The sequence below is a fragment of the Rhodopirellula sp. UBA1907 genome (genome assembly GCF_002337565.1).
GTDB classification, from domain to species: Bacteria; Planctomycetota; Planctomycetia; order Pirellulales; family Pirellulaceae; genus Rhodopirellula; species Rhodopirellula europaea.
Map to the genome: position 1 here is coordinate 28,584 of NZ_DDGH01000008.1, position 22,476 is coordinate 51,059.

Genomic DNA, 22,476 nt, shown 5'->3' on the forward strand with positions numbered 1-22,476 from the left:
TAGGCCAGGTTCCACCTGGCGATCGAGCCGATGCCTCGAAAGAAGCGAGGCGAGCACACTAACCAACGCTCCTTCGCGAGTGTCGGTTGTCACGGCATTTCACCAACGCATGGCCTACGTGGACGACGTCAGGATTTTAGCGAAGCCGATAGGCCAGGTTCCACCTGGCAATGGTGACCAGCCGAGTGATCGCGTTCTTGTGTTTCAATGTCACTACTCGCATTGCGTTAAAGCATCGGCGTCGATCCCAAGTCATGACCTGGCCTGCTGCCAACGCACAAAAAAAGGCCGCGAGGCGGAGGGCTTCTCCGGTCTCGCGGCCCATCAATCATTCGTGGAATGGTGCCAGTTTGGCTCGATTCACTACGCCTTCAAAGCAGCTTGAGCAGCGGCCAAACGTGCGATTGGCACGCGGAACGGGCTGCACGAAACGTAATCCAGTCCGACCGAGTTGCAGAAGTCGATCGAGGCTGGGTCACCACCGTGTTCGCCACAGATACCAACCTTCAGCTTCTTTTTGATGCTGCGGCCCTTGGTGACGCCCATTTCAACCAACTGTCCAACGCCGCTGGTGTCCAGCGATTGGAATGGGTCAACGGGAACGATCTTTGCCTCAATGTAATCGGGCAGGAATCCGCCGACGTCATCGCGGGAATAACCGAACGTCATTTGGGTCAAGTCGTTCGTGCCGAAGCTGAAGAAGTCGGCGTACTCGGCAACTTCGTCTGCGGTCAAACAAGCACGAGGAATCTCGATCATGGTACCGATCAAGATGTTCAGCTCGCCTTCGAACTTCTTGGCGGTCTTGGTCGCTTCGATCGTTTCTTCGACCTTTTCACGCAAGATACGAAGTTCAGCGGCGGTACCAACCAATGGGATCATGATCTCAGGCTGAGCGTCGATCTTCTTCTTGGCACAGCTGATGGCTGCTTCGACGATCGCTTGGACCTGCATTTCCAGGATTTCGGGGTACGTCACGCTGAGACGGCAACCACGGTGACCGAGCATTGGGTTGGACTCGTGAAGAGCCGCACCACGCTTTTTGATTTCTGCAGGTTTGACGCCCAACTCTTCTGCCATTTGCTTTTGAGCAGCTGCTTCGTGAGGCAAGAACTCGTGCAATGGAGGATCCAGCAATCGCACGGTCACTGGGCAACCCTTCATGGCTTTGAAGATGCCTTCGAAGTCTTTGCGTTGGAACGGCAACAACTTCTTCAGTGCGGCACGACGTGCATCTTCGTCTTCGGCCAAAATCATTGCACGCATGTGGATGATGCGATCGGCTTCGAAGAACATGTGCTCGGTGCGGCACAGTCCGATGCCTTCAGCACCGAAGTCACGAGCACGTTTGCTGTCGGCGGGCGAATCCGCGTTGGTGCGGATCGAAAGACGACGGTACTCGTCGGCCCACTTCATCAACTTGGCGAAATCGCCGGACAACTTGGGCTCTTGGGTTTCGACTTCGCCGGCCATCACTTCGCCGGTCGTGCCGTCCAGGCTGATCGTGTCCTTGGCGGTGAACTTGCGTCCGCCGACCGTGATCGTCTTGCCCTTTTCGTTGATTTCCACTTCGCTGGCACCAGCGACGCAGCACTTGCCCCAACCGCGAGCAACCACAGCCGCGTGGCTGGTTGCTCCACCGGTGCTGGTCAAGATACCAACCGCAGCCGACATGCCTTCGACGTCCTCGGGGCTGGTTTCGCGGCGAACGAGGATGACGTCTTCGCCGGCTTCGAAACGCTCACGAGCTTCCGTTGCGGTGAAAGCCAACTTACCAACCGCGGCACCCGGCGATGCGTTGAGACCACGGCACAACACGTCGGCCGCGTTGCGAGCGGTAGGTTTGAACGATGGCAACAAGCAGTGAGTCAGGTCCGATGCAGGAACGCGAAGGACAGCTTCCTTCTCGGTGATCAAACCTTCTTTGACCATGTCGCAAGCGATCTTCACGGCCGCGATGCCGTTTCGCTTGCCGTTTCGAGTTTGCAGCATGAACAACTTGCCACGCTCAATCGTGAACTCGATGTCCTGCATGTCGGTGTAGTGGTCCTCAAGTTTCTTCTTGATTTCCATCAGCTCTTTGTGAGCCGCTTTGTCCCACTTGGCCATTTGAGCGACTGGTTGTGGGGTACGAATACCAGCGACAACGTCTTCGCCCTGAGCGTTGATCAGGAACTCACCGTAGAACTTGTTTTGTCCGGTGTTGGGGTCACGGGTGAAACCAACGCCCGTTCCCGAGTCGTCGCCCATGTTGCCATAAACCATGGCTTGGACGTTCACGGCGGTACCGATCAAGTTGTTGATCTCGGTGTTGCCCTTGGCCGATTCGATGCGGCGATAGCTGATCGCACGGTCAGCGTTCCATGAACCGAAGACGGCTTCGATGGCCAACTGAAGTTGCTTGATCGGGTCTTGTGGGAAGTCTTCGCCGGTGCCTTTCTTGTAGACCGCTTTGTAGGCTTCGCAAAGTTCACGCAAACCTTCGGCGGGAACTTCGGTGTCTTCGGTGACGTTGTGTTTTTTCTTGACCTTGTCAAACGCAGCTTCGAACTGCTCGTGGTGCAGTCCCATGACGACGTCGCCGTACATGTTGATCAGGCGGCGATAAGCGTCGTAAGCGAAACGCTCGTTCTTGGTCGCCTTGGCCAAACCTTCGGTTGCTTCGTCGTTCAGACCGAGGTTCAAAATGGTGTTCATCATCCCGGGCATCGAGACGGCAGCACCGGAGCGGACGCTGACGAGCAATGGGTTTTCATTGTCGCCGAAGTTCTTGCCAAGTTCCTTTTCCAGGATTTTGACGGCGTCCTGGATTTCGTCCATCAATCCCTTGGGAAGTTTCTTGCCGGCTTTGTAGTAGCCATCGCAGACTTCGGTGGTGATCGTGAACCCGGGAGGGACCGGCAGTCCGATGGAAGTCATTTCGGCCAAGTTCAGGCCTTTACCGCCCAGGATGGCTTTGCTTCCGCCTTTTCCTTCGGTCTTTGTTTTGCCGAAGTAGTAAACCATCTTGTCTTTTTTTGCCATCGTCGCTGTCAATCCCTGTGTGGGGTTTGGAAATCAAAAGAACGTTTGGCCGCAAAGCGTATTTGGCACACGTAGTTAGGTCAATCAGTCAAGACGTCTGAAACCGGCAAAATCACGGGGTTTTCGCACCGTTTGGGGCTTGGTCGCGGCACGTCGCGCTGTCACCAGATCGACACGCTCACGAAACATCCCGGTGGTCAGTCCTGACGGCGCAGATGCCCGGCACTGGTTTGGAACAATCGCCGACGCCGTGTCGCGGCTTCTTCGGCGGAGCGCCCGCGAGCGAGTTCTTGGTTCAAATCATCGAAATTGGCCCGACAAACGCGGCATCCGATTTCAGTCAAATGAAACAAAACGTAGTCCGCCATCTCGGCGTCCAGCTGATTGTCGACGTACGCCTGTAGCGTCGATCGGTCGGGACACGACAGCCGCTGACGACGCCAAATCGCACCAATTGTGTGCAATCCGGCAACATCTTGGCCTCGCAATTGGATCAGCCGCTGACGCAGTTTTTCGTCTTCGCGCACCGCCTGCTCGATCTCGGACGACCGCGAGGGCTCGAGTTGCTCATCTAAGAATGCGACCAGTTCCGCGTCAGAGAATCGGTCGGGCGAAGAAGCGGAATCAGCGGACAACGGAAAATTCAAACGTGCGAGAAAATGGCATGGACCGACGATGATCGGCAGAATCAATCGTTTCGGTATGGTAGCGTCTTTTCGAAACTCGGGCGGAACGACGCTCCGTCAAATCGTCGCCCCACGATCCTCGACCTCCCATTGTCCGACCCCCGCTGTTCGATGCCTGACTTCCCGACCGAAATTCTGAATTCGCCCGAAGCCGCCGAAGCGGTTCGCATCATCACCGAATTGAAAGACGCCGGATTCGTCGCTGTCCTGGCGGGAGGCTGCGTCCGTGACGCGTTGTTGGGTCGAAAACCCAAGGACTTCGACGTCGCGACCGATGCGACGCCCGAATCCGTTCGCGAAGTCTTTGGTAAACGCAGCACGCTGGCGTTCGGAGAATCCTTCGGCGTGATCGGCGTGCTGCCGCCGCGATCCGCCTCGACGGACGATTCCTCGATCAAACTGATGCCGACCGAAGTGGCGACGTTCCGCGCCGACGGCAATTACTCCGACGGGCGTCGGCCTGACAGCGTGACTTACGGCGATGCGGAAGCCGACGCCATGCGACGCGACTTCACCATCAACGGGATGTTCTACGACTTGTTCGAGTCCAAAGTGGTCGACTACGTCGGCGGCATGGAAGATCTCGAAAAAGGCCACCTGCGAACGATCGGCAAGGCGACGCAGCGTTTCGAAGAAGACAAACTCCGAATGCTTCGAGCGGTTCGCTTTGCGACAACTCTCGGTTTTTCGATCGAGTACAAAACTTTTGCCGCGATTCAGAACCACGCCAGCGACATCAGCGTCGTCAGCGGCGAACGCATCGGCGCGGAAATGCGACGAGTGATGACATCGTCCGCCAGTGATTTCGGATTGGAGACATTGGTCGACACCGGATTGGCGTTGCACATATGGCCACAACTGCGTTCCATGAACTGGACGGAATATTCGCGAGCCATCCATACGACGAAGCACCGATCATTCGAAGTCGCAATGGCACTCGCCCTCTTTCATTTGCCAGGCAATTCAATCAAGTGCCTGCGGCTGATCTTCAACGATTGGAAACTTTCCGTCGCGGAACGACGTGCGAGCGAAACCGCGCTGACTCATGCCGAAACGATCACGCAGTGCGATGGTTTGCCCTGGTCGCGACTGCAGCCGATCTTGATCGACGAAGATGCGGACACCATCGTCGCGACCGCCCGAGCACTTGCACCGAAGTCCCGCGGCGTCGCCCGTGCGGCGCGAGCCCTATCCGGTGATCCAAACGAACTCAATCCACCACCGCTGGTGACCGGAGCGGACTTGATTGCCAACGGCATGCGTCCCGGCCCGGAATTCAAATCCATCCTGCAATCCATTCGCGACGATCAACTCGACGGCAAACTCACATCGCGGGAAGACGCCCTGCAACGAGCCCTTCAAGACAAGCCCTGACCTCGATCAACGCGTCATCCCAAAACCACCCGTGGGCCATGTCACACATGGCCCCCCAACCGATGCTTTGGAACAAAGCGAGGCGTCCGCCTAAACGCTACTCCGCATCCCCAGGCACGGTAATCTTCCACGACACGCCGAATCGATCTTTCACGATCCCATAACGCGTTGCGAAAAAGGTTTCGGCGAGCGGAACGAGAACCTCGCCCTGATCGCTCAAACCCGCGAAATGGCGTTCCGCGTTCTCAATGGATTCAGCTCGGACGGCAAAAGCGAAACCGGCGAAGGAGGTTTCGGATCCAGGGTCGTCGCAGCCCACATCGCTGGCCATCAGTTCCGTCGATCCAATCCGGATCGTCGCGTGAAAGACCTTGTCCTCAAACCCAGGCTTCAAGAACGACGAGTCCGGGCATTCGCGAAAACGCATCAGCATCAGCACCTCGGCGTCCAGCACGATTCGGTAGTGCTCGACCGCCTCTTCCGTGCGTCCGCCGAAGTTCAACGTTGTGACGACACTCACCCTACCGAACCCTGATCGAGGAACTGGACGGCGTTCATTCCGCGTTCCCGGCTTTCAATCTTTCGCTAGCAGCCAACCGGCCTGCGGTGACTGCCAAAGTCGCGATCATTGTTAGACAAGTCTTCATTGTGATCTCCGATAGAACGAGAAAAACACCGAGGAACATTTGCTCCTCGGTGCCAATTCTATCTCAATTCACGATGGGATTGCTTGCCGGTTATTCGTGGCCTTCTTCTTCACCGGCCCTTGGGTCGACTTGAAGGCTCGCCAAGTAGGCAACCAAGTCACGCAATTCGCGAGCGGTCATCTGCTCGGTCAAACCAGCCGGCATCGATGACTTGCCTTTCTTCCGTGCGATGATGTAGTCCTTCTCGATCCGAGCCCGCGAACCATCGGCGGCGATCAGTTCAATCACATCCTCGGTTTCCATTCCCACAATCCCGGTGAAGACTTGTCCGTCTTCATCCGCGATCACGGCCGTTTCGAACCCTTCGGCGATCTTCGCGTCTGGCAAAGCAATCGCTTCCAGCAAAGTCCGGCGATCTCGGGTTTTGCCGATCGTCGTCAGGGCCGGGCCAACTTCACCGCCCGCGCGATCCACTTTGTGGCAACGCACGCACGAAAGTTCGGTCTTGCCGAAGAACAACTTCGCTCCCTTGTCGGGATCGCCACCGTGCAACGAATCCATCCACTTGGCCAATGGTTCCGTCGTCGCCAACTGCTCTCGGTGGGCGGCGATCTTCGCGTTCCATTCCTCAGGCAAACGTTTCGCGGCGGCTTCGACGAGGTTCAATTGAACGTCGGCCGGAAGATCATTTTCTAGATAAGCGTTCACGCCTTTGAGGATATGCTCGAGAGCCTCTTTCGACTCGACGTCGGCCAACAAGTCCCAAGCCAATCCGCGAACAAGTTGGCTTTCGGTTGCCGTAGCGGCAATGAAGCGATCGACGGAAGCGGGGCCGTCGTGTTTGCCCAAAACAGAAAGTGCGGCGGTGACCAACTGAGTCGGTTGTTCGAGATCAATCGCCCGAGCAATCTGAACCGCTTGCGCGGGTTGCAAACGAGCCAACGCGGTCAAAGCCGACGCACGTGACGCGGGTCGCGATTGAGCGTCATTGGTCCGGGCGATCAACTGCGGAGCAATCTTCTTGATCCCAAGCTTGGATCCGACGTCGATCGCTTTTTCGCGAACGGTTTGGTCGGTGATCATCAAGACTTCGATGTGTTTGGCCAACGCTTCGCGAGCGATAATTTCGGGGCGGCTTTCCAGCGGCCGATATTCATTGGTGACTCGGTCACGCGGATCTGGGCTGGCCCAATTGGCCAACATATCGATCGCTTCGATTCGCGCCCAAGTCGGCTTTTCACCCGACGCTGCGAAAGACGCCAGTGCAGCGGCGGCCTCGGCCGTACCGATCCGATAATTGGCCGCCAGCACGCGACGAAGCAAAGCCTCCGAATTAAGCGGCAGATCCGCGACCGAAATCAAATTCGCCAATTCGTCCACGCCTGCCGGAATCGGTCGGTCGTGGATCGCCATCGCGGCTTCCGCCAACACCAACGAACTGGCGTCGGACAAAAATGCCGTCACCTTCTCACTGCCTTGACCACGCAGAGCAGCGATGGCCGCCCGGCGAACCGGAACGCTGTTGTGCTTTGCCAGTCCCGCCAGCATTTCTTCCGTTGCAACGCGTCGCAGGAAATAAGTGCACGCGTGGCGAAGGGCAGGGTCAACGTTGTCGTTCTCAGCCAGGATCTGCAGGACAGAGCCGAACGCTTGCTGATTGCTGGAAGCATTGCCGGTTTCGGAAGTCAACAATTCGGACAATGACATCGCCGCGAAGTATTTCACGCGAGCCGATTTGTCAGACAGCAACTCGCTGATCTTCGCGATTGATTCGGCATCGTTCCGATCGCCGGCCAAAGCACATGCGGCGGCGCGAATGATCGGATCGGAGTCCGTCAACCAACCACGGTTCGCCGCCAACACATCCGATGCTTTTGAAGCATCCAAACGCACCGCGTGCTCGCATCCCCAGATACCGTGCAAACGAATACGAGCATCCAAGTCGGTCGCCGATGCGATGTCGATCAATGGTTGTGTTTCGCCGCGACTGGCCAGTTCCCACTGAGCATTCAAACGCACGCGACGATCGATGTGGCGAAGTTGTTTGGTCAGCTTTTCCACCGACGCGGCGGTGATATCGCCGCTGAGAAGCTCCTGGACCTCGGACACAATGTCGGTGTCTTGCTGAGCCGGGTCACTCAACGTGTACAAACGACCTTTGCCCAATCCATCCCAGCCGTCGACCCAGTCGCTGACCAAGAGCTCACCCGAAGGAGTGAACGCAACGTCGGTCGCGAGGATGTTCCAAATCGGTTGATCGTTTGCACCCATCTTGTAGAAAGCGCCATCGGGATCGACCGAGAACGAACGGATGCCGCTGTTGGACGGACCACCTCGAAAATCACAAATCAAGAATTGATTGTCGAGTTGTTCGCCGAACCCGGTGCCAGGATAAAACGCGAGTCCCGATGGGCCGTCGGTGAAGTTGATGATCGGCGGAACAAGGTGAGCCGGTTGTTCGTTGTGGTGTGGCTCCCAAATTTTCAAGCGATTGAAAGGTCCGCGATCGGGCAAGTACTGGTAGTGCATTCGCCACCCGGTGTCGCCACCTTCCAACAGATGAACCAAACGGGCTTTGTCGCCGCTGTCCGAGTTGTTGTCGACGGTGAACCAGTCACCGATGTCGTTGAAAGCCAACTCCTGTGGGTTTCGCAAACCGTTGCAATAAACTTCCAACTGGCTGCCGTCCATCTCGCAACGGAACACCGCGCCGACGGCTGGGTTGGACAACAGTTTTCCTTCGGGGGTCGTCACGTGGTAACCACGGTCTCCGATCGAGAAATACAGACGACCGTCGTAGCCGCGAATCAGCCCGTGCATGTCGTGACCACGGAAAGCGACTCGGACGCCATAACCATCCGACAACACTTGCGAATCTTCCGCGACGCCGTCGTCATCCGCGTCGGTCAATTTCCACAGTTTGGGGATGCAGGTGTAATAGATGTCTGAACCGTTGATCAGAACGCCCGCGCCGGTTCCCTCTTCCAAACCGTTGAAGCCATCGGCCACCACGGTGGACTCATCCGCCACACCATCGCCATCGGCGTCGGTCAGACGGCGGATCCGATCGTCATGTTGGGCGTAAGTGATCGCCGCTTCGCCGAGCAACCGTTTGTGGTAATCAATTCGGTCTTGAACTGTCTCCGCCGATAAATCGGCCAGCAACCATTCGTCGTCGTGGCCTCGGTTGTCCGTCACACCGCGATTCTGCCGATAGCTTTCGCACACGTAGACTCGGCCCTTCGAATCCACTGCGAACGCGACGATGTTGGCGACTTGGGGTTCGGCCGCGAAAAGTTTGATTTCCCAGCCTTCGGGGATTTTGAATCCTGCCATCGCCTGAGACGCTTCTTCCGACGCCTCAGCGATATCCGGCTCAAGAGCCTCGGGTTTGGTGTTCGTCACCGCCGCGGCGGCTGGCTCGTCAGCACTCACCGAGCCGATCAAATCTGTGCCACTCAGAACAGCGGACACCGGCATCGCACCAACGATCAGGCCGAGCCCCATTGCCCAGCGAAAAAATGGAGACGGACGCCGCGACCGACGCAAAGAACGGGAAAACGAGCAAGACGGGAAAGCGATTGGCGACGACATAGTGCTGATAAAAGACCTCATTGGGCGGCGGCGAGCGGTGTGTATAGAATAACTGGGGCTTGGAAAGATGGACAAGGATTAACCGTCCAGCATCTGGCATTCCAACCGAATATTTGCCTGTCAAACTTCTTGGTCTCCATCCCGAAGTCGCCGTTTCAATGAGTGAACCGAACCCTTCGCCGACTCCACCGGATCAATCCGTTTCCGATGCGGCATCGGATCCGCAAACCGGAAACGTTGTCTCCGCTGACGCCGAACCGAGCCCGATCCGGCGAGGCAGCCCCTTCGCGGCCGGAACCGATCGCCCCGTCATCGCCGCGACAATGGCGTTTCACCAAGAAGAAGTTTGGGTGCCCGAGTCCGGCATCCTGCAGGCCAGCGTCATCGCGGCGTTGATCGTGCTGGTGTTCTCGGTCGCCTGCTGGCAATTGTTCCCAGCCGGCGGCATCCTGGTCACGGGACTTGGATGCGGCCTTTCCATTCTCGGAATGTTCTCGTCCCGGCTCGTCGGCGCCGCACTCTGCTTGATCGCCCACTCCGTCCTCTTCGCCGCCTGCTACATGCAGATGATGTAGGGGGGGAGTGGAAAGGGGCTCAGGGGCTCAGGGGCTCAGGGCCACAGGGGGTCAGTTTCGAATCGGTTTGATACTTGGCGGGGCGTTTTGACGCTCAGCGGTTGTTGGCTTGCGAGCGATTGGCGACGCTTGGTGCGGCTTCGGGGCTTAATGCCAGAGCCAACCAACCGTCACGAAGTTCCAACTGGCTGACAACCAAATCTTGCATCGCAGGATGCTCGATCAACTTGGGCGTCGTCAACGGAATCACTCGATCTTCCGCCAACACTTTGTTGAAGACCGCTCGGATCGGCAGTCGCTGTCGCATCGACATCCCTGGCCCGCTGACTCGCAGGTGCCCGTCTCGAACCAACCTCGCGTTGCGACCGTCGATTTCGGGCTTGTACGCCGCGCGGACAATGAATCGAGTCAGCTTGGGACTGCCCGGTTGGCTCAATCGAACCACACGAAGCGTCAGCCACATCTTGCCGTCTTCAATTTCAATCGTCATCGGCCGAGTCGGTGAGAATGCGATTTCAGCATCACCGGGAACCTCCTCGGGTAGCGTCGCACCTTCTTTGCCAAACAAGGCAAACGTATCGGTGTAAAGCTGATCGAACGTTTTGACTTCGCCACGAGGAAGGATTTGTTCCAACGTGTTGTTGATCGCTGATTGGTGCATTTGCAAACTCAACCAACTGTCATTCCACGCGCGTGGTCGAGGCGTGTGGGCGGCGAGTTGCCAATCGCCCGCCAAACGATATCGAGCGATCAATCGTTCCGACGTGGTCTCCAAATCGATCACGGTTGGTGACAACTCCAAACGCCCCAGCGGTCCGAGCACGAGGTCGTCCCACTTCTCTTCCGCCTTCGACGTTTGAGTCCCCAATTCCGACTGAGTCTGCGTGGCGACTTCATCTCGAATTTGTTGGCGTGTTCGTTGATTGGCCAGCGACTTGGTGTCTTCGTATTTCTTTTCCGCGATGCCACGCACCAACGATCCGATCAGCGGCCACTCGTTGACCTTCGAATCCACGCGTTGCAATCGGTTGTCGGCGTTGACCTGGACTTCGGTGCCACCAACGGTCAAACCGTCCGGCGTGATCCGGATCGGAGTCGACGCGTCAAACTCGGCCCAACCATTGGCATGAACGGTCACACCACTTTGATGAGCGTAGCTGCGTGTCGACACATCGCCTCGCGTCAACAAGTCAATGCTCCATTGCCCGGGCACCGGATTCAAACGCAGATCCATTGCGGTGCTGACGTTGCTGGTTCCTCGCACGGGCGTTCCGGCAACTTGGGTCGCGATTGGAGACGTGCGATCGGGAACCGATGGAATCAATCGCTCGATCAATTTGGCCGAGATCGCGGTTCGAACATTCGCATTGCGGTAGTTCAGATCAATTGCCTTGGCGACTCGTGCCGCGTGAGCGTCGTCTGAAAACCGCAGCGACTGAAACGCATTGGTGACCTTCACAGCCGCCAAATCGATCGCGTCCGCTTCGGCTCGTTCCAGATCTTGCAGTAGCGCGACGTAGTCAATCGGGATCGCACTCCAAGTCTTCATGGCTTCGGTCAATTGCTGAAGCGCCGACTGGCTCAACCATTCTTCGTGCTCGGGTGCCAATCGCTTCGAAGTGATTCGCGAAAGGTACCGCTGGGCCGTCAGGGCACGCTCGTCCATGTCATCCGAAGACGCGAGCGTTTGAATTTTGTCAAGCAACAAGAACGTCGTCCAACCATTTGGATCACCAGTCTCAGGCAATTTTTCGCGGACATCGCGAATCAGTTGGTGCACATCAAACCGTTCGTGCACCTTGTTTTGACTGTGCAGAGTCAGCGTTTCGTTTGGCAACGTGCCGGACGGTTCGAATGAACCGGCGTGCCCGCGAGCCAATTGCCAAATCGATGCCCACACACTCGTGCGACGCGATAGCGAATGAGACGCCTGCAACCAACGCACTTGCTGATCGCGTTCGGGAGCTCGTTCGGCCAACTGCAATCCGGCGGCGGCCAACGACGATAGCTCACGCAAAATCGGCCCGGCGTCTTGTTCGCCCAATCGAGCGAACTGGCGAAGTTGGCTCAGTCGTTCGTCGACTTCCTCCGCCCAGCGTCCCATCACGATCGACGTCGCCTGACGACGCATCGCTTCGGCGGACGATGCGGAACCGTTTTGCAGGTTTCCGGTTCGCAGCATTTCGTCGTGAGCGGTCTTCAAATCGGTTCGCTCGATATCGACCGATGTCAGCAACACGTCGTTTAGTTCTTCATTGGAATCCAACGCCAAATTCGCGTGAGAGGACAACTCCGACAATTCCAATCGCAATTGCTTCGGAAGTGGCCAACCGGTCGCATGGTGCGTTTTCGCCGCACTTGCGTTTTCGGCGGGCGAGACGACTGGCGGACGAGCAAAGCGAGGCAGGTCCAGATTCAATTGGGGAACATCCTCGGCTCGCACACTTGGCTTTGCGAGGACCGCAACCGATTCGGGAATCATCGAATCGGATTCGTTGTCCGCGTCCGGCGATTCTGTGTGGAACATCTCAGTGGGCAGTGAGACCGATTCAGATTGCTTCGTCGTTGGGTCATCCAACCCTGGAGACAACGAGGCGGGCACCGCAGCGGCAATGTGTTCGAGCGCAGGTTCCAACTCCAGAGTCTCAGAGAATCCGGCCAGCTCAGTTTCGAGGTCGATCACCGGGGCTTGAAGCACACCGGGAGACTCGGACGCATCGTCGGCCAATCGCTCGGGCAAGGACAATCCTCGACCGCCACGGTCAGGACGATGAGCATCTTCGGCGGGCGTTTCCGGTGATTTCACGTCCGCTTGATTGAGCGGCGTCAACGGTTCCGGTGCCCCAAAACCGTGCGAAGTGGTCGACAGAAAATCGTTTGGCGGATTGATCGGAGCAGCATCCCAGACTGGATCGCTTTCATCCGACGTCAAATACGTTTCACCGGAATCAGGCTTCGCTGTCAAATCGGTATCGACGGATCGGTCGAATCCGAATTTGGCGAAAACCGCATCCGGGTCGAACAAACCGGTCGACTGCAGAAGATAGGGCGAAGTGGTGGTTGCGATGACGGCGATGGATGCCGTGATTGGCCACAACAACAGCGATCGTCGGGAATCCTGACGCATTCGATGACTGATATTAGAGAGCAATTGAGAAGGCCGGCGACCAGACGATTTGCGCCGATCAAACGCTTATGCCTAAATTGGGCTCTCCAAACCAAGATGAATTCTGCCACGGATCGCGATGATGCGAGGTTTGTGGCTCAGAATCGCTCGATTTTTTCGCTTCGTGTGCGGAACAGGCGACGCGATTCATCGGCCGCGTGAAACGGAACCAACGTGAAACTGCTAGATCCGTCAGTCATCGTCCGCGTCGGAGTCGGCCGTGGCGGTTTCCCAGTAGGAAGGAATTTCGCGAGCACGAATCTTGTGACGATCGGTTTCTCGCTCCGCGACTAAACGTTCGGCCAAACCACCTTCATTCAAGAAGCGACTGACGACGGCGGTGCTGCCGTGCGTCACCCAGACATCCTCGGCCTCGCTCCAAACAATCGCGTTCATCAACCCCGACCAGTCCACGTGGTCGCTCAGCACAAACCCGCGATCGACAGCCCGACGTCGCCGGGCACCTCGGACCGCCATCCAACCGCTGGCCATCGCCGTGCTGACGGATCCAAACTTTCGCATCCAAGGTGTTCCGTGAGCACTCGGCACCGCGACGACGATCGAACCTGCCCAATCCAGTTTCGCTGTCCGTTTGCGAGACCGTTTCTTCGGCGACTTTCCAGCGGACTCATCCGCCTCGGATTTCGCGTCGTTCGCTTGGCCCGCCATTTCAATTCGCTGTGTCACCGCCATCGTCTCAGGTAATTCCACTCCGGATTGACGATAAGCCTGCACGCCTTTTTCAACCGCACCGTGCGTGTAGATCGGACCAATGGAAGCATCCAAGCCGGACAACAATCGCTGAGACTTGCCGACCGCGTAACCGTACAACAAACAGCATTTTCCTTCCTCCGCTGATGTCCGCCACCAATCATTGATGTCGGCAAAAATCTCAACATCCTCACGCCACTGGTAAATCGGCAATCCAAAGGTCGACTCCGTCACCAACGTGTGGCACCGCACCGGTTCGAAATCGGCACACGTTGCATCCGATTGCAATTTGTAGTCTCCCGTCACGACGGCGACTTCGCCTCGATACTCAAGGCGCACCTGAGCCGAACCGAGCATGTGCCCGGCCGGATGCAGCGAAACGTGGACGCCGCCAATCGTTCGGGGCTCGCCATATTCCAAGAACTCAAATTCAGCTTCATTGCCCAATCGCATTCGCAAAATCGGTTCGCCGGGTTTGGCTGACAAATAGTGGCGACAACCCCATCTCGCGTGATCGCTGTGCCCGTGAGTGATCACCGCTCGATCGACCGGTCGGACGGGATCGACATAAAATCCGCCGATGGGGCAATGCAGCCCCGCGGGGGTCGTTTCCAGCAATTGGGGGCGTGGGCGTGTCATGAAAGCGGTTATGCCAGGCGAAGGCCGTCATCTGTACATGGGATGCGGACGGATTAAGGTTGGGCGAAAATCGAAGCGTCCCCCCAATCCGTTCCACTGTATCGGCGTGTGAACCACGTCGTAAAAAACGGCCAAATCGCCGCCAACCAACGACGATCGCTCCGCAACCGCCAATCCCTCCGGGACCACCAAACAAACGTGACTCACCCCGATTCATTGCCGCTTTCACGCCGAAATCGATTTCTGATCAGCGTCCTGTTGATCGGAATGCTGCTGACGATCGTTTTGCCACCGCTCGCTTTCCAAGCACGTGGGGCTCGCGGGTTGTCACCATCGGTCGGAACGCTGCTGTCGATGATTTCGCCCGTCGCCCAAATGTTTTACATGGATCGCGGGTATGCCTTTTTCGCTCCCGATCCCGGCCCCAGCCACCTGATTCGAGCGACTTCCGACGCCGGAAATACCGTTCAGGTGTTCCCCGACCTCAATGACCAGTGGCCCCGGCTGAAATATCACCGGCACTTCATGCTGTCCGAGTTCCTGAATGACTCGTACCAGCCCGCTTTGCCGCTGGAGGTCAGTCAGCTGATCGGGCCCGAACTCAGCCCTGAAGAATTGCAGACGCTTCGCCTAGGACGCAAACGCTACGAACGCATCCTCGATTCGATGGTCCGGCACCTAGAGTCGACCGGCAAATCCGATGTCGCGATCGTGCGTCTGGAACACCAACTGCCTGACTTCGTTCTGTTCACCCAAGAAAACTTGTCGCTGACTGACGAACGAGCCTACGTCGAATTGCCGGACGTTCCGATCACGTTGGAAGGGCTGCTCGGTACCGCCGAATCCTTGCCTCAACCGGACGCCGAGAACGCAACTCCCATCGATCCGTCGAAATCAGAACCGGTCCCCGTCCCGGACGGCGAAAACAAAACTGACATCGACACCTCCAACGACGAAGCTGACCAACCAGACGATGCACAGGAGGGCGCGTCATGATGATCGAATCCTTCAAACAGTACGCCGCTTCGTGGGTCGACGCCTGGGATCGATTCTGGTTCACACCGCGTCACATCGACACGCTCGCCGTGCTGCGAATCGTGACCGGAGCGATGCTGTTGTATTCGCACTTGGTTCTCGCGACCGACTTCTCATCTTTCATTGGCACGGAAGCTTGGATCGACAACGAAACCAGTGCTCGATTGCACGACGGAACGCTCGGCGAACAAACCGCGGCGTGGTCGTATCTTTGGCTGGTCGACAACGCGACCATTCTGTGGCTCAACCACATCGTGACGATTCTGGTCACCGCCTGCTTCATGCTCGGCTTCCTCACTCGCGTGACCGGCCCTCTGGCATGGTTCCTGCAACTGATGGTGATTCATCGACTGCTGGGCAGCCTCTTCGGCTTGGACCAAATCGTGACGTACTGCGCGATGTACCTGGCCTTCACTCCCTGCGGAGCGGTGTGGTCGATCGACTCGAAACTGCGACGACGATTGACCGATGACGGCGAGAAAACGCTGTCCGGTTTGAAAGCATGGTTGTTCCCCGCGGACACGAAAACCATCACCGCCAACGTGGCAACGCGGTTGCTGCAGATCCATTTGTGCGTGATCTATTTGTTCGGTGGAATCGCGAAAGCTCGGGGTGAACTTTGGTGGGACGGGACCGCGGTTTGGTTCGCCGTCGCCAACTACGAGTATCAATCGCTCGACATGACATTCCTGGGACGGTTCCCGCGAGTCTTCACGGCGTTGTCGCACATCACGATGTTCTGGGAAATTTTCTACTGTGCGATCATTTGGCCACGATTGACGCGGGGAATCACGCTGGCTCTCGCCGTTGCTGTCCACGGCGGAATCGCATTGTTCCTGGGCATGATGACTTTTGGAATCATGATGATCGGAGCCAACGGGATCTTTGTTTCTCCCGATTGGATTCGCCGGAAACGACTCGGAGATCTCGCCGAAGATGAATCCGGTGACGCGTCGCTTTCGGGCGTGATGACCTCGTTGGGTGGCGAAACCACCGGTGGTTCGAAGTCCGTCAAATTGCCATCGGACTTGCAGCATCGCTTGGAAGAATTGGAAGCGGCCGAAAAGGGCATTCAAAAGCGTTACGCGAAACTCAAACGTCGCGAAGCCAAGAACGAAGAACGCACCGAACGCTTGATGGCGACTCGCGAAAAGATCAAGCAAAAGCTGGCCGACGGGAGCCTGTCGGCTGGTGATAGTGTTCTGCGAAACGACGATCTCGAGGAGTCGTGATTGGCGGATCCGGCTACTGTTTGGAGATCGACTGACTTGGAAGTCCATCGTACGGGTGATGAGCCCGGAACCGGCGTGCAGTTGGTCTGCTAGATCGACTCGTGGAACGGTTCGTGTCCCCAGCCCGCTAGCTTGGCATTTTTGAACGCCTCGAACTCGCCCGCTTCGATCGCGTCGCGTGTCGCCTGCATCAGACGACCGTAGTACATCAGATTGTGATGAGACAGCAGAATGGGTCCGAGCATCTCGCCCGCAACAAACAAATGGCGCAGATAGCCACGACTGTGCCGGCAAGCCAGGCACGGGCAATCTTCCATCAACGGGCGAGTGTCAAGTTTGTGCACCGCGTTGCGTAACTTCAGCGGCCCCTCGTCGGTGAACGCGAGAGCATTCCGACCGTTGCGGGTCGGCATCACACAATCGAACAAATCGATGCCGCGGGCAATGTTCTCCAGCAGATCACGTGGCGTGCCCACGCCCATCAAATACCGTGGTTTGTCCGTCGGCAAATGCGGCGTCGTGAATCCGGTCGTCGTGTACATGTCTTCGGGAGGTTCACCAACCGACAAACCACCAACTGCGTAGCCTTCAAACGACATCGCCGCCAATTCGGAAGCACACTGTTGCCGGAGCGTTCGATCCAAACCGCCCTGCACAATCGCAAACAGAGCCTGGTCCTCTCGGTCAGCAGCGTTGCGGCAACGGGCCGCCCAACGAATCGATCTCGCCAGTGCGTCTTCGACTTGTGTCATCGGTGCGGGCAAAGCGATGACGTGGTCCAGCACCATCGCGACATCGCTGCCGAGAGCTTGCTGGATTTCGATCGAGTGCTCCGGGGTCAGTTCGATCTTGGCACCGTCGATGTGCGAACGAAACGTCGCCGCATGTTCGTTGACTTTGTTGATCGCACCCAGCGAGAAGACCTGGAATCCACCCGAGTCCGTGAGGATCGGGCCATCCCAGCCACACATTTTGTGCAGACCACCGAGAGCGGCCACCGTTTCATGTCCGGGTCGCAAACGCAGGTGGTATGTGTTGCCGAGGATCATGTCCGCACCGGTGGCGGCAACTTGATCAATCGTCAGGCCTTTGACCGTTCCAAGCGTGCCCACCGGCATGAAGCCAGGCGTGCGGACCGGTCCGCGCGGCGTATGGAACACACCGCGCCGGGCACCTCCATCGGTGCCAATCAATTCATAGCGAAACGGGCTGTTGATTTAGTCGACTTTCGATTCTTAACGTGAGCCGTTTAGCGAGCTGTTGATTTAGTTGTATACCGAATGACAACGATTAGCCGATGGGCGTTAGCCCCGGTTGGCGTCTGGTTAACCGCCGCTAACGCGGTGCGGCTCATTCAAAAAACAGCCTTGAAACAAGCGGGTCAGTCGCCCCGCATTTTCAATCCGAGGTCGCCCAGCTTTTCACGAACTTCGTTCAAACTGGTCACACCAAAGTTCTTGCACTCAAGCATGTCATCACCCGTTTTGCGGATCAGCTCACCGATGGAGTTGATTTGCAAACGAGTCATGCACTTGCGAGCACGAACGGAAAGGTTGAGGTCCGCGATTGGACGTTCCAACAAAGCTTGCTCGTCGGGCGACATGTGCGAAGTGTCGACGGGCGGATCGTTGGATTTCTTTTCGCCGGCGAACTGGCCGAGCGACAAACCCTTCTGCGACAGCATTTCGCGAATTTCGACCAAGCTGGTTTCGCCGAAGTTCTTGCTCGAAAGCAATTCTTGTTCGCTGTGGCGGGTCAAATCGCCAATCGTTTCGATGCCCATCTTCTGCAAGCAGTTGCGGCTTCGAACGCTGAGTTCAAAGTTTGCAACAGGCATGTTCAACGTTTGAGCCAAACGATCGTTGCGACGTTGGGCTTCTTCGTCGTACAGCATGTTGCCGGTCGCCGAAGCGTCCTTCATGTACAACTGCGTACGAGGGTGATCGGGGTGGCAATCCAGGATTCGCTTGTAGCAAAGCTGAGCCTTGTCGTATTGCCCGTTGTCTTCGTACATCACGCCCAAGTTGATCAGGGCACCGATGCCGGTTGGGAATGCCTTGGCGGCTCGCTCGTACAAACGAAGGGCTTCGTCGTCGTTGCCCAAGCGGTCGTTTTCGAGTGCCAAACCAAACAACGCGCCAGCGTGGTTTTCGTCGGTCGAAACCGCTCGTTGGTACAAGTTGATGGCTTCTTCCATCCGACCACCGATCTGAGCGGCGGTTGCCGCACGCTGGTACATGTAGTCAGCGGTTTGTTCGGCGGGGCCGAAGATGTCGTCCAAGATCGCCATCGCTTCTTCGATCTTGCCTTGGTAACGCTTCGCTTCCGCGATACCAATTTTGCATTGATCTTCGTTGTATCCCGACGTCTTGGCTTGCTCGTAGCCTTCAATCGCTCCGTCGAAGTTCGACAGCTCGAACTGGCAACGAGCGTTGTAGAACAACGCCATCGCGCTGCCGTCAGCTGCGGAAAGGGTCTCCGAGGCGTCTTTGAAACGGCCCAGCATGAATTGGCAAACACCCATTTTGGTTTTGCCGGCGGGAGTCAGGGCGTCGTCCTGCTCCATTTCGTTGACCGCGTCGCGCAGTTCACCGAAGTGTCCGTAGTTTTCGGTGATCGCCTGCCGAATTTCGGCGACGTCGCTGGGGCCGAACGAGTTGCTCGCCAGAACCATTTGCTTCAGGTCGAGAACTTCGAGTTCGACTTCGCTCATCTTCGTTTTGTCCGGGGCTAACTTCGGCTCGCTCGCACAGCGATCCGAAAGGAGGGATAAGGAGTCAGGTGGCGATCTGCTCTGCAAACATGTGCTCTGCAGAAACAAAAATTTGTCGAGAAAATCGACGCACAAAATGCGATGCCAATTTTTCCCGATGCTCGGCGGCAAAAAACTGGAAAATTTTCTGCTCGTCTAAGCCAGCGGCCGGATTTGAACCGGCAACCCTCGCATTACGAATGCGATGCTCTGCCAATTGAAGCTACGCTGGCGACTTTTCCAGAGAATACGTGCGTTTGTGCTAAAACGTCAAGGGCCGTCGGGTCAGCCCAAGCGGTCTCCAGATGGCCCTGAAGTGATCCCCGCAGGTAAAAATTCCACAAATTTTTTGCGGCGGCGAGAAAAATTTTTTCGGAATTGCAAAAAAATCTCTCGGAAATTTTTCGGTCGACCACTGAGATCGCAATTTGTGGTTCTCAAATTGCTCCGCCGATGGTGACTCAATTCGGTCTCAGGAAACCACTTGATCGGCGAGCCCCCCGGACAAACGGCTGCTTCGTCAGCGGTCTGACCTCGTTTCGGTGCATTTTTGCGCATGATCGAAACGAATTCTGCTCTCCAACGGTGAAACCAAGCTTCGATGCGGTGTTAGAATGACGACACGTTCCGCGTTGAAGCTCTTGGTGACCAAGGTGGCCAACTGGATGGCACCGAATTGAGCCAACGCAAACCGAAGCCGCGATACGCGTCAGCGTGGACTGATGCCGGCGATGAATGAACGAATGAATCGGCCCGAGCAAATGGAATCGTTCGCAATCGCGAACGGAAGGTCATTGAACGATGAATGTCACTGAAACAAAACCGCTGGATCAGCCAGGCGGAACGCCCAACGGCCGCCAACGGTTGCGTCCTTCACGGATGCAACCTGCTGAATTGAGAACACCAGCGTCCTGCAGTCCCGTGGAAGCCCTCAATCCCGTTGAGGCCCCGAATCCGGTCGAAGACGGTTCGGCGGATCTCGAAACATTGGCGTTTGCGATCGGATTGGACGCCAGCGACGATCCCGCGATCTATTTGCATCGTGCCAACACACATCACGACGGCGAATGACCGCGGCCGCACCATGACCAGGCCTCGAACGCCCCCACCCCGGACAACGCCGTCCTCGGCGAAGATTGCCATCCGCCAGCGTTTGTGCCGACGTTTGATGGGAATGGAAACCGAATTCGCCACCGTTGTCGAACCACGCGACGGTTCGTTGAGCTCCGGCGTTTCAGCTCGCGAGGTCTATGCCGCGTTGCGAGATGCGATTTGTCGCCACTTGCCCGCCGTGGAAGGACTCGATGGAGGCGATCGCCGTTTCTTGGCCAACGGCACGGCCATCAACCTGGAAACTCATCTGGCATTTCGCGATGGGCCAGGCGGGTTGTTCGAGATGGCAACCCCGGAAGTCTATCGGCCCAGTGATCTGGTCGCGTGCCAACGTGCGATCGACGAGATCATGCGAGACGCGTCCAACGAGGCTCGATGGTCAGACAATCAGAACGTCGGGCGACTTCGCGTCCTGAAAAATAGTTGTGACGCGGCGGGTCATCTTTACGGTTGCCAAGAAAACTACGAGACCGATGTGGCATTCGGCTTTGGGTTGTTGGTCTACCGAATCGCGATCTGTTTTGTTTGGGCGTTGCAGATCGCTTGCGTATTCATGTCGTTTCCCGTTGTGGTCGCCATCGTCTTCGCATCGCTTGTCCAACACTCGGTTCGGCAAGCTCGGTCCATCGTTCGCCGACGCGGTGCTCGCTTCGACACTCAACACGAAACGCTGGACGAGGATGACGCTTCGTGGTTGCACGACCATCCTGACACCAATGAATCGGAAGAAACGTTCGTCGCGTTGCCAACCTGGTTCCAATGGCTATCCATCGCCTGTTTGAGAATACTGCATCTGCCACTCGTTCTGTCTCTACGAGTGATTGGGACACACATCGCGTTTCGAACCCAACGTCGCCACCTGACCGGCCTGCTCGTTTCGCGAGTCGCGATCATGGGAACCGGTCACCTGGATCATGACGGCCGTTTTTTCTTGTCAGGTAAAGCGTTGGGAATTGACCGGGTTGCCGACATGGGTGGCTTCAACGGCGAACGACCAATCTTTGTTTACGGCCACTGGCTATCCAAGTTGTGCGGTCGCTCTTGGCGATCGATCGCTGAGACTCGTCACTTGCTGAAACGCAAACAACGTTTGCAAATTGGGTTGTCTGATTCCAACCTCAGCGACTTGGCTCAATGGGCAAAGGTCGGAAGCGTCGCGTTGGTGTTGGACATGATCGAAGCGAAGCAAACGAAAGAACTGCCAAGATTGCGACGTCCGATTCGAGCACTGCATGTTTTCAATCGTGATTGGAATCTGCTGCGGCGGGTTCCGACTAGCCACGGTGAGATGACTTCGCTGGAGATGCAAACGCATTACTACCGGGCGGCGGCGAAGTTCGTTCGCGAGCAACAACAACAATCTCGCCAAGCGTCTGGCTGGGACGAAGCCGATCAGGCACTGAAACATTGGGCGGAGTCGATTCGTCTGGTCCGTCAGTTCCGCAAAGACGGCAACCAAACGTCGCAGGGGCTCGGACGAATCGATTGGCTCGGCAAACGTTGGATGCTGGATCAAGCCGCCGGTGAGGTGCCCGGCGAGCACGCCTCTTGGGTAACTCGCAAGAAGATCGACCTTCGATACCACGAGTTGTCCGAGGAGGGATACTTCACCCGATTCATCGCCGACCATCGGGAACACGAACTGGTCGACGAAGATGACATCGCGATGCGTCGTCGCAACGCTCCGGCGGATTCTCCGGCAGCCCAAAGAGGTTGGATGATCCGCGAATTCGCGGGCGACGTCTCGGTGGCGGGCGGTCCCACCATGCGAACCGATTGGGACCGAGCCTTGGTGGGGCATGAACAAGGCGTTCGAACTGTGGTTTACGGCCAACGCGAAAAAGAACAGCGAGCCGCCTCCGCCAACAATAACTTCTGAATCCCAGTAGTGGACGAGGCAACGAGTCCCATACTCGAGGATTCGCTGC

Annotated in this window: 14 protein-coding genes and 1 tRNA gene; 6 read left to right on the forward strand and 9 right to left on the reverse strand. The window is 57.0% G+C overall.

Annotated elements, in window-relative coordinates:
* Positions 1–363: 363 nt before the first annotated feature.
* Both ppdK and B2R17_RS02840 read right to left on the reverse strand, forming a co-directional pair.
* Positions 364–3,024 carry a pyruvate, phosphate dikinase gene (gene ppdK / locus B2R17_RS02835; RefSeq protein WP_008663220.1) on the reverse strand — a complete coding sequence of 887 codons (2,661 nt, stop codon included), beginning with the start codon at positions 3,022–3,024 and terminating at the stop codon, positions 364–366.
* Positions 3,025–3,221: 197 nt separating this feature from the next.
* Positions 3,222–3,659, reverse strand: a complete 438-nt coding sequence (locus B2R17_RS02840; protein WP_286762760.1) for a hypothetical protein — start codon at positions 3,657–3,659, stop codon at positions 3,222–3,224.
* Positions 3,660–3,821: 162 nt separating this feature from the next.
* On the opposite strand from B2R17_RS02840, the gene B2R17_RS02845 reads away from it, so the two are divergent.
* Entirely contained in the window at positions 3,822–5,084 is a 1,263-nt protein-coding gene (locus tag B2R17_RS02845) for a CCA tRNA nucleotidyltransferase (protein ID WP_339888881.1), read from the forward strand.
* Positions 5,085–5,181: 97 nt separating this feature from the next.
* On the opposite strand, the gene B2R17_RS02850 is transcribed toward B2R17_RS02845, so the two are convergent.
* Together B2R17_RS02850 and B2R17_RS02855 are read right to left on the reverse strand one after the other, a co-directional pair.
* The gene (locus B2R17_RS02850) at positions 5,182–5,604 is read right to left on the reverse strand and encodes a VOC family protein (RefSeq protein WP_286762762.1); all 423 of its coding nucleotides are present in this window, start codon (positions 5,602–5,604) and stop codon (positions 5,182–5,184) included.
* Between the two features lie 217 nt (positions 5,605–5,821).
* A complete protein-coding gene (locus B2R17_RS02855) occupies positions 5,822–9,325 on the reverse strand; it encodes a DUF7133 domain-containing protein (protein WP_339888875.1) in 3,504 nt (1,167 codons plus the stop codon).
* Positions 9,326–9,483: 158 nt separating this feature from the next.
* On the opposite strand from B2R17_RS02855, the gene B2R17_RS02860 reads away from it, so the two are divergent.
* Positions 9,484–9,900, forward strand: coding sequence for a hypothetical protein (locus B2R17_RS02860; protein ID WP_008669978.1), 417 nt, complete (start codon positions 9,484–9,486; stop codon positions 9,898–9,900).
* A 94-nt stretch (positions 9,901–9,994) separates the two neighbouring features.
* Here B2R17_RS02860 and B2R17_RS02865 read toward each other — a convergent pair whose 3' ends face one another.
* Together B2R17_RS02865 and B2R17_RS02870 are read right to left on the reverse strand one after the other, a co-directional pair.
* Positions 9,995–13,027, reverse strand: a complete 3,033-nt coding sequence (locus tag B2R17_RS02865; RefSeq protein WP_286762764.1) for a hypothetical protein — start codon at positions 13,025–13,027, stop codon at positions 9,995–9,997.
* A 231-nt stretch (positions 13,028–13,258) separates the two neighbouring features.
* Positions 13,259–14,416: a DNA ligase-associated DEXH box helicase gene (locus B2R17_RS02870; RefSeq protein WP_286762765.1), complete on the reverse strand. Its 1,158-nt coding sequence runs from the start codon at positions 14,414–14,416 to the stop codon at positions 13,259–13,261.
* A 198-nt stretch (positions 14,417–14,614) separates the two neighbouring features.
* On the opposite strand from B2R17_RS02870, the gene B2R17_RS02875 reads away from it, so the two are divergent.
* Together B2R17_RS02875 and B2R17_RS02880 are read left to right on the forward strand one after the other, a co-directional pair.
* Entirely contained in the window at positions 14,615–15,412 is a 798-nt protein-coding gene (locus B2R17_RS02875; protein ID WP_286762766.1) for a hypothetical protein, read from the forward strand.
* Complete coding sequence (locus tag B2R17_RS02880; protein WP_286762767.1) at positions 15,409–16,683, forward strand: HTTM domain-containing protein; 1,275 nt, start codon at positions 15,409–15,411, stop codon at positions 16,681–16,683. Before B2R17_RS02875 ends, B2R17_RS02880 begins: the two co-directional genes overlap by 4 nt.
* Before the next feature lie 89 nt (positions 16,684–16,772).
* Here B2R17_RS02880 and tgt read toward each other — a convergent pair whose 3' ends face one another.
* The 3 genes from tgt to B2R17_RS02895 form a co-directional block, all read right to left on the reverse strand.
* The gene (gene tgt / locus B2R17_RS02885) at positions 16,773–17,900 is read right to left on the reverse strand and encodes a tRNA guanosine(34) transglycosylase Tgt (RefSeq protein WP_286762774.1); all 1,128 of its coding nucleotides are present in this window, start codon (positions 17,898–17,900) and stop codon (positions 16,773–16,775) included.
* Positions 17,901–18,064: 164 nt separating this feature from the next.
* Positions 18,065–19,396: a tetratricopeptide repeat protein gene (locus B2R17_RS02890; RefSeq protein WP_007332711.1), complete on the reverse strand. Its 1,332-nt coding sequence runs from the start codon at positions 19,394–19,396 to the stop codon at positions 18,065–18,067.
* A 198-nt stretch (positions 19,397–19,594) separates the two neighbouring features.
* Positions 19,595–19,668 (reverse strand) — tRNA-Thr (locus B2R17_RS02895).
* Between the two features lie 568 nt (positions 19,669–20,236).
* On the opposite strand from B2R17_RS02895, the gene B2R17_RS02900 reads away from it, so the two are divergent.
* Together B2R17_RS02900 and B2R17_RS02905 are read left to right on the forward strand one after the other, a co-directional pair.
* Positions 20,237–20,506, forward strand: coding sequence for a hypothetical protein (locus B2R17_RS02900; protein WP_286762768.1), 270 nt, complete (start codon positions 20,237–20,239; stop codon positions 20,504–20,506).
* A gap of 97 nt (positions 20,507–20,603) precedes the next feature.
* Positions 20,604–22,427: a proteasome accessory factor PafA2 family protein gene (locus B2R17_RS02905; protein ID WP_339888878.1), complete on the forward strand. Its 1,824-nt coding sequence runs from the start codon at positions 20,604–20,606 to the stop codon at positions 22,425–22,427.
* Positions 22,428–22,476 lie beyond the last annotated feature (49 nt).